We start from the raw sequence: 7,695 nt of genomic DNA, 5'->3' as shown, positions 1-7,695 counted from the left end.
GAGGCTTTTCGGTTTCTGCTGTTGGGTTTGCTGATGAGTGTGCGGTTAAAGTCTGCTTCAAATGTTTTACAAAAATCATCTACTTGGCAGAAAAGTGTTGTAAGATGTTCCATGTTAAAGGGCTTTTGTGATGGTTTGTTTTGTCAAAACAGTAGATTATCACAATTGCTCTTTATTTTTTAGTGGGCTGCTTATCCCGAACTCAGGTTAACTAAAAACAAGGTATTGCGCAATATCGGCATAAAACATTGACCGTATTTAACGATAAATCCTGTTGAGAATTGAAATATATAATCAAATCAATCATTAAATTTTGTGCTGTCGAAGCGGCTTTAGCAAACGGCAATCCGCGCCTATTTTTTCTGAGAGCGGTTTGCGCTACACTGCCTGCCGCGCAAGACTAGAGAAGGAGTTTTCCCTTGCAAAATGAATTATCCATCATGCATTTAATTGGCGATGCTAGTGTTTTTGTTAAAATCATTATGCTGATTTTGTGCTTGATGATGCTTGTCTCGATTTTTATTACCTGTAAAAAAGCGGTCTTATTTTCACGCCTGAATAGAAAAACTCGGCAATTCGAGAAGACTTTTTGGAATTCGGGCACGAATTTGCAAAATATTTATGCCAATTATGAAACGCAGGACACGGAAGGAATTGAAAGCGTTTTTGTGAATGGTTTTTATGAGTTTAGCCAGTTTTTAGAATCGGATTTGATTGAGTCTGATAAAGCCGTGCAGAACTGTCAGCGCGCGATGGAAGCCACAATTATTCGCGAAGCGGCGAAGCAGGAAAAATATTTAGGTATCTTAGCTACTTTCGCTTCTTCTGCGCCTTATATCGGTTTGCTGGGTACCGTCTATGGGATTATGAATTCCTTTATGGCTTTGGGAACGGCGCAGCAAAGCAGTATCAACAGCGTTGCCCCCGGTATTGCCGAGGCCTTGATTGCCACGGCAATCGGCTTGATGGCGGCGATTATTTCCGTTTTATCCTATAACGCTTATATGGCATTGTCTGAGAAGAAAATCGTGGAATATGACGCCTTTCGCGAAGAGTTCAGCAATATTTTGCAGCGTCAGCAGCTGCAATTGCGCGCGCATTTGAAACGGCGGTAATCATGGCTCGCCGTGTTCGCGCCAAGCGCATGAAAGCAGAAATGAACGTTGTGCCTTACATCGACGTGATGTTGGTGCTGCTTGTAATTTTTATGATTGCCGCGCCGCTGATGCAGCGTTCGGTGGAAATCAATCTGCCCGAGGTTTCCGAGCAAAACAGCGAAGAACAGGGACAAAGCGAAGATTTGACCCTGCCATTGGTGCTTACCGTCGATGCCGCCGGCAGTTATTATCTCAATATCAGCGCTCAGCCGACGACGGCGATAAGCGAAGCGGAGATTCAAAGCCAAGCTGCCGACTATTTGCAGGCACATCCTGAAATAGATGTCTATGTGAGCGGCGATGCGGCGGTGGATTATGCCCATGTGATTAAAGGCGTGGATTATTTGCGCGCCGCCGGTGCGCGACAAGTAAATTTAAGCAGCCAATTGCCTCAAGAGCCGAGCAATGAGAGCGAGTGAAAAACGGGCTTTGGCGGAAAATGCGGCGGGCGTGTTCGGTGTGGTGCTGAGTGTAGGTTTGACCGCTGCCGGCATTTGGTATCAAAAAGATTTGCTGCTGCCGAATTTTTCTTATCATAACAGTAAGACCGCCGGCGGTACGGCGGTGGATGCGCAGATGGTCAGCGCGCAGGATTTGCAGGCACGCCTTGAGCATATCGAAAACCGCAAACGCGAAATTGAAGAAGAACGTTTAGCCAAGATTCGCGCCGAGCAAGAAGCGAAGCGCCGCGCCGAAGAAGCGGAGAAACGCCGTATCGCCGAAGAAAAACGCAAAGCGGAAGAAGCACGCAAGGCGGCGGAACGGGCAGCAGCAGATAAAGCGGCTGCCGAAAAAGCCGCCAAAGAGCGGGCGGCACGAGAAAAAGCAGAGAAAGCGGCGGCGGAAAAAGCAGAAAAATTAGCCCAAGCCAAGGCAGAAAAAGCCGCCAAAGAAAAAGCGGAGAAAGCCGCTAAGGAAAAACAAGAAAAAGCGGCAAAAGAAAAGGCGGAAAAGGCGGCAAGAGAAAAAGCCGAAAAAATCGCCAAAGAAAAGCAGGAAAAAGCCGCTAAGGCGGCGAAAGAAGCGCAGGCAAAAGCCAAGGCGGCGGAAGAAAAAGCCAAGCTCGATGCGATTAGCGCACCGGCTTTGGAATTATCTAGCTATGATGGAAATGCGCAGGCGCAGTCGGGGGCGGCAAATTCGGCGGCGGCACAGCAGGCGCGCGATTTGGCGTTTTCCGCCTTTACGGCAGCCGTGCAGGCGAAAGTCTGGGGGCGTTGGGTCATGCCTTTGAATGTGCCGGACGGTTTGAGCGCGAAAGTCGTGATTAGCCTTGACCGTAATGGCAAAGTCTTGGAAGCGCGCGTCAGCGCGAAGAGCGGTAATCCTTTATATGATGCTTCGGTCTTGGATGCGGTGAAAAAAGCATCGCCTTTGCCGATGCCCAAAGACAGCCGCCTGCTTGACATGATTGTGGAGGAAGGGGTGGAATTTCGTTTCTAAGCTTTTCTTTGCGTACTAGAAACTGCTACAATTTTACCCTTTACATTTTCTGCGCTCATTAATTTTGTTAATTGAGGATTATCTATGAAAAGACGCAACCTTTTGGCTGGGGCAATCGTATTGTCTGCCGGTTTTTCCTTTGCACAGGTCAGCATTGATATTCCTGCGGCGCAACGGCGTGCGGCAATTCCGATTGCCATTGTGCCTGTGCCCGGAGATCAGGAGCAGATGGATTATATTATTGCCAGCGATTTGTTCAAATCAGGCTATTTTCAGCCGATTGCGCCGGATCGTTTTAGCAATCGTCCCAATTCGCCGAGCGAGATTGATTACGGGCAGTTTGCGCAATTAGGCGCGCAATATGTGGTTCTGGGGCGTTTGCTGGGCAATGCCGGGCAGGCGCAATTCGTGATGAATCAAGTGGGCGATCAATCGGTGGTCATGAACGAAGAGATTCGCGGCGCAAGTAACCGTATGTTGGCGCATGCCACTGCCGACCGCATTTTGGAAGTTTTGACCGGCAAACGCGGCGCATTTGCGACCCGCATTGCCTATGTATTGGAGCAAAACCGCAGCAATTCGCGCCGTTATGCTTTAGTGGTCTCGGATGTTGACGGCGGCAACCGCCAAGAAATTGCCTCAAGCGATCAGCCGATTCTTTCGCCGACATGGTCGCCGGACGGTCGTCAATTGGCTTATATGACCTATGCCGATTACCAAGCGCAAATTGTGATTCAAAGCGCGGAAGGTGGCGGTCGTCGTGTGGTTTTGCAAAGCGATAGCACCAGCAGCGCGCCGGCATGGTCGCCCGACGGCAGCCAATTGGCGGTGTCTTTATCGACCGGCGAAGGCAATATGGATATTTTTCTTGTCGATGTGGGTAGCGGCGCGCAAACGCGTTTGACCAATCATGCCGGCATTGATACCGAACCGGCGTTTTCGCCCGACGGCGGCAGTATTTATTTCACTTCCGACCGTGCCGGCAGTCCGCAAATTTACCGTATGGGACGCAATGGCGGCGGCGCGGAGCGTGTAGTCGTCGGCAGCAATTACAGCAGTAATGCGGAATTGTCTCCCGACGGTCAATATTTGGCTTTGACCCGCCAAAGCGGCGGCGGCTACCAAATCGGTTTATACGAATTAGGCAGCGGACGTTTTAGCGCTTTGACCAGCGGCCGCTTGGACGAAGGCTCGACTTTTGCACCTAATGGAGAAATGCTGATGTACACTGCGATGGAAGGTGGGCGCAGCGTATTGAAATTAATTAATTTAAAGGGAGAGGTCGTACAGACCCTTTCCGATCCCAGCGGGCGTTTGCGTGATCCTGCTTGGGCACCTCATTCACGTTAATTTGACTTTTTAAGGGACTGAAATCATGAAACTAAATAGATCTTCTGCCTTGCTTTTTGCTGCGGCATTGATTATCGCCGGTTGTTCCAAGCCTTATGGCGTGGATGCTTATGGCAATGCGCCCCCTAATGAAATTTACGGGGCAGGGGGAACGGTATATGGTGCGGACGGCTACACCGTACCGGGCAAAAGTACGATTTACGGTAATGTCCAAACTAACCAAAGAGCGTCTTACGGCGATTTCTATGAGGACCCGACTTACGGCGTGAATGTGGTTGGTGGGCCTCAGGCAGGTGCGAAAGACCGCGTGATTTATTTCTCTTATGACAGTTCGCAATTGGATTCGCGTTCTGTGGCGGTGGTCCAAGAACATGCCCGTTATCTGCGCGAAAATCCGCAAACGCGCGTGGTACTGGAAGGGCATACCGACGAACGCGGCAGCCGCGAATACAATTTGGGCTTAGGCGAGCGCCGCGCTTATTCGGTGCGCAATGTCTTTATCGAGCAAGGTGTGAATCCTGCCCAGTTGCGCGTATTGAGCTATGGCGAAGAGCGTCCGGTGGATTTCTGCTCTAATGAAAGCTGCTATGCGAAAAACCGCCGTGCGGTGATTGTGTATTAAGGTTAAGCGATGAAGAAGATTTCCATTCTTGCGCTAAGTGTGCTCTTAGGCGCTTGTTCCTCTGGTTTGCAAGAAAAATTAGACCAAAGCACGGCGACAATTCAACAATTACAAAATCAAGTCGTGGATTTGCGCGCGGAAAATGCAGGTTTGCAACAGCAATTGTCCGAAGCCAAGCAGGCAAGAATTCCTACCGGCGTGATTGCGGTGGATGCCAGCGGCACAAGCAGTTTGTATCAGCAAGTGTCTGCCGGAACGGTAGTCAGTGAAGCTAATAGCGGCAGCTATGACAATGCCTTGCAATTATACCGCGCAGGAGATATCGATGGCGCCATTCGCGGTTTTGAAGCCTTTTTAGCCGGTGGGGCACAAGGCGAACAAGCCGCATTGGCGCAATATTGGATTGGCGATGCCAATTACAGCAAACAAGATTATCAGCAAGCTGTGCGTTATTTGGGCACTTTTTTGCGGAATATGCCATACAGTGAGAAATCAGCGCCAGCTTTACAGAAATTGATTAAAGCACTGCGTGCAGTCGGGCGTGATAAAGATGCGGATATCTTGCAAAATCAAGGCGTAAGTGCAATTCAATAGATAATGTAAATTTATATTGATATGAAAACCCTTTAAAACCATATAGTTATTTTTTATGGAACAGGTTTCGTATCTGATGTTGCCGAGATGAATTGTATAGTCAATTCAAACCAAAATAGCACGACAATCCATTCTCCACCGTCTCAAACTCTGACAAATGACTTCTCAACCATTGTTTGATACTAGCCCAAGTCTTTTCAATAGGATTTAACTCCGGGGAGTAAGGCGGTAGCGCTAAGATGAGGTGATTGTGTTTAGTCTGATTAGCAAGTTCTTCCAGCCTTTTCATTCTATGAAACTTTGCATTGTCTAAAATGATGATGCAAGGTTTCCCTGTCTGCTCGCTGTGTTTATCTAAGCAAGGCAAGAGCATTTGTTCAAACCAGGTTTCAAATAATTCGCTTATCATGGTGTTATTGTAGATAAGAGGGGCAATCAGATTTTTAGCTTTGTTGCCGATTTGCCCTGCCACAAGCGATATTCTTTGATAACGTTTGCCACTCACTTTATCAAATACCTTTTGTCCTTTTAGGCTTCTTGCATGAGTTCAATACAGACAAGTATCAATGCCTGTCTCATCAATATAAATAAGCTCGCTATCTTGAGTTGATAGCAACCTGTTTAGGGTGTTTTGGTAGTCTTTAACTTTTTCCCGGCTTTGCTTTTTGTAGGTGCTTGTCTTTTTTTACGGCTTATGTTGAGCGATTGCAGGGCATAAAATACGGTCGTTTTAGCACAACCGAAATGTTGGGCTATCTCGTGCAGATATAAGTCCGGATTTTGCTCGACAAAGGCTTTGAGTTGCGCTCTATCCAGCTTTATCCCGCGGCTGCCGCCGCTTTTACAGGACAGGTCTCCTTGTTCCTGTTTTTTAATCCATTCATATAATGGTATTACGAGAAATACCATAGGCGACACAGACTTTGCTGATGTTGCCGATTTGCTCTAAGTAGGCTAAAGCCTTTTGTTTTAGTTCGATTGGGTATGCCATAGTGGGTAAAGCTTATCAAATGATGGTGGGAAAGATTTTATCACATGCTTGGGTTCGGATTGAATTAACTATATAGTTCCTTAACTTCAAAATGAGACAATGTAGACTCCCAACATATTGAAAATATTTTAATATGTTGTTTTAAGGTATCTCATTTTAATCTGAAGAGACTATAATTGGGGACAAATCATGATACAGTTGTCCATCCATTTCTCCGATTACTTAGATGAGGTGATGAGCCTTTAATTAGCCTGACACAGATTTCTGAACGCTCTCACAGCTAATCTACATCAGCCCCTTATTTGTTCTAAAGTATTCTTTAGTTAATGTTTTTAATGTTCCATCAGCTTTTATTGCATTAAGTAATGCATCAATTTTTGTTTTTAATTCGGGTTTTCCTTTATTCAATAAAATACCATATTGGTCTTTCGTGTAATTCGTATCAACAACGCCGACTAATCCATATTTTTGATAGCGAACAAATGAAGTGTATAGTATCAATTCATCACTCAATGTTGCTTCTGCTTTTCCTTGAATAACCGCTTGTAAAGAAAGGAATGGGGAGTTTCTTAACAGGATACTTTCATCATTTTCACCTTTAATTTCACGAATTAATTTTTCATGAGTAGTGCCACGATTAACTACAACTATTTTATCTTTTAAATCTGCTATAGTTTTAATATTCGGATCTTTAGAAATAATAAATATAGGATGAGAATCTATATAAGCATCAGTGAAGTTAAAAACTTTTTTGCGATCATCGGTGATAGAAACAGAATCTATAAAAGCATCAACTTCTCCTTTTCGAACTTTTTCCATTGAATCTAAAAAGTTAAAAGATATTTTTATATTCCATTTAATATCAGATCGGTTTGCAATTTCGGTCAAAAGATCTACTTCAAATCCAGCTACTTTTCCATTTTTATCTATAAAATGGAAAGGTTCAGATTTAGGTTCAGATATTAATATGGTATAGGTTTCCGCATAAGCAGAAGAAGAGAAGAGAAGAGAAGAGAAGAGAAGAATCTAAACATAAGTAACATCCATTAATAATAAAATTCTAGTCTAAAGCCTTTATAGTCAAAGAAATGAAAAAGTGGCACAGTAATACTGCTAACAGGTAGCGCAGAGAGTACGGCAAGATGCGTTTAAACTGTGACTCTTTTTGAATTCCTTGACTATATTGTTTGAGAAGGCTTCAATATAACATAAACCCAAGTTCGGGATAAGAAAACTTCAAAAGATTAAGGGGCTGTATTAGAGTCTGTTGACATACGTTAATTTAATGGCATGCTATTGATATGAATAGATTAATTCTAAGTAATACCCAATGGGCCAAGATAGAGCCGCTTTGCGCCGGTAAAGTCACAGATGCCGGAAGAAGCGCAAAAGACAAGCGATTGTTTATCGAAGCAGTGTTGTGGATTATTCGTACAGGTAGTCCCTGGCGTGATTTGCCGAAAGAATTTGGTAAGTGGAACAGCGTGTTCCAACGTTACCGCAGATGGGTCAAGGCTGACCGCTTTGCCGTAATCTTT

General features: G+C 45.3%; 10 protein-coding genes and 2 pseudogenes. 7 read left to right on the top strand and 5 right to left on the bottom strand.

Features of this window, described 5'->3' with window-relative positions; translation table 11 throughout:
- Positions 1-113: pseudogene (locus ACJHVI_RS03840) on the bottom strand (IS982 family transposase); the annotation flags it as partial.
- A 306-nt stretch (positions 114-419) separates the two neighbouring features.
- On the opposite strand from ACJHVI_RS03840, the gene ACJHVI_RS03835 reads away from it, so the two are divergent.
- From ACJHVI_RS03835 to bamD, 6 genes are all read left to right on the top strand, one after another.
- Positions 420-1,115, top strand: coding sequence for a MotA/TolQ/ExbB proton channel family protein (locus tag ACJHVI_RS03835; protein ID WP_483183299.1), 696 nt, complete (start codon positions 420-422; stop codon positions 1,113-1,115).
- Between the two features lie 2 nt (positions 1,116-1,117).
- Positions 1,118-1,576, top strand: a complete 459-nt coding sequence (locus ACJHVI_RS03830) for an ExbD/TolR family protein (protein WP_483183298.1) — start codon at positions 1,118-1,120, stop codon at positions 1,574-1,576.
- Positions 1,563-2,600, top strand: a complete 1,038-nt coding sequence (gene tolA, locus ACJHVI_RS03825; RefSeq protein WP_483183297.1) for a cell envelope integrity protein TolA — start codon at positions 1,563-1,565, stop codon at positions 2,598-2,600. Before ACJHVI_RS03830 ends, tolA begins: the two co-directional genes overlap by 14 nt.
- An 84-nt stretch (positions 2,601-2,684) precedes the next feature.
- Positions 2,685-3,950, top strand: coding sequence for a Tol-Pal system beta propeller repeat protein TolB (gene tolB, locus ACJHVI_RS03820; RefSeq protein WP_483183296.1), 1,266 nt, complete (start codon positions 2,685-2,687; stop codon positions 3,948-3,950).
- 25 nt (positions 3,951-3,975) lie between these two features.
- The gene (gene pal / locus ACJHVI_RS03815) at positions 3,976-4,572 is read left to right on the top strand and encodes a peptidoglycan-associated lipoprotein Pal (protein ID WP_483183295.1); all 597 of its coding nucleotides are present in this window, start codon (positions 3,976-3,978) and stop codon (positions 4,570-4,572) included.
- Positions 4,573-4,581: 9 nt separating this feature from the next.
- On the top strand, positions 4,582-5,166 hold the full coding sequence (bamD, locus tag ACJHVI_RS03810; protein WP_483183294.1) for an outer membrane protein assembly factor BamD: 585 nt from the start codon (positions 4,582-4,584) through the stop codon (positions 5,164-5,166).
- Positions 5,167-5,266: 100 nt separating this feature from the next.
- Here bamD and ACJHVI_RS03805 read toward each other — a convergent pair.
- The 4 genes and pseudogenes from ACJHVI_RS03805 to ACJHVI_RS03790 all read right to left on the bottom strand — a co-directional run.
- Positions 5,267-5,695 (bottom strand): annotated as a pseudogene (locus tag ACJHVI_RS03805) (transposase); the annotation flags it as partial.
- Between the two features lie 92 nt (positions 5,696-5,787).
- Positions 5,788-6,075 (bottom strand): IS630 transposase-related protein, encoded by a 288-nt coding sequence (locus tag ACJHVI_RS03800; protein WP_483183293.1) that lies wholly within the window; start codon positions 6,073-6,075, stop codon positions 5,788-5,790.
- The gene (locus ACJHVI_RS03795; RefSeq protein ID WP_483183292.1) at positions 6,047-6,157 is read right to left on the bottom strand and encodes an IS630 transposase-related protein; all 111 of its coding nucleotides are present in this window, start codon (positions 6,155-6,157) and stop codon (positions 6,047-6,049) included. The genes ACJHVI_RS03800 and ACJHVI_RS03795 overlap by 29 nt, the downstream gene beginning before the upstream one ends.
- Before the next feature lie 285 nt (positions 6,158-6,442).
- Complete coding sequence (locus ACJHVI_RS03790) at positions 6,443-7,120, bottom strand: substrate-binding periplasmic protein (protein WP_483183300.1); 678 nt, start codon at positions 7,118-7,120, stop codon at positions 6,443-6,445.
- Between the two features lie 338 nt (positions 7,121-7,458).
- Here ACJHVI_RS03790 and ACJHVI_RS03785 point away from each other — a divergent pair.
- On the top strand, positions 7,459-7,695 hold a 237-nt coding region (locus ACJHVI_RS03785; protein WP_483183291.1), incomplete at its 3' end, for a transposase.

The organism is Suttonella sp. (assembly GCF_056855035.1).
This window is presented reverse-complemented; position numbering and strand designations above follow the sequence as displayed.

Excerpts from the sequence above, each read along its gene's own strand:
- ACJHVI_RS03830 (WP_483183298.1), top strand. The coding sequence starts at position 1,118 with ATGGCTCGCCGTGTTCGCGCCAAGCGCATGAAAGCAGAAATGAACGTT.
- tolA (WP_483183297.1), top strand. The coding sequence starts at position 1,563 with ATGAGAGCGAGTGAAAAACGGGCTTTGGCGGAAAATGCGGCGGGCGTG.
- tolB (WP_483183296.1), top strand. The coding sequence starts at position 2,685 with ATGAAAAGACGCAACCTTTTGGCTGGGGCAATCGTATTGTCTGCCGGT.
- pal (WP_483183295.1), top strand. The coding sequence starts at position 3,976 with ATGAAACTAAATAGATCTTCTGCCTTGCTTTTTGCTGCGGCATTGATT.
- bamD (WP_483183294.1), top strand. The coding sequence starts at position 4,582 with ATGAAGAAGATTTCCATTCTTGCGCTAAGTGTGCTCTTAGGCGCTTGT.
- ACJHVI_RS03800 (WP_483183293.1), bottom strand. The coding sequence starts at position 6,075 with ATGGTATTTCTCGTAATACCATTATATGAATGGATTAAAAAACAGGAA.
- ACJHVI_RS03795 (WP_483183292.1), bottom strand. The coding sequence starts at position 6,157 with ATGGCATACCCAATCGAACTAAAACAAAAGGCTTTAGCCTACTTAGAG.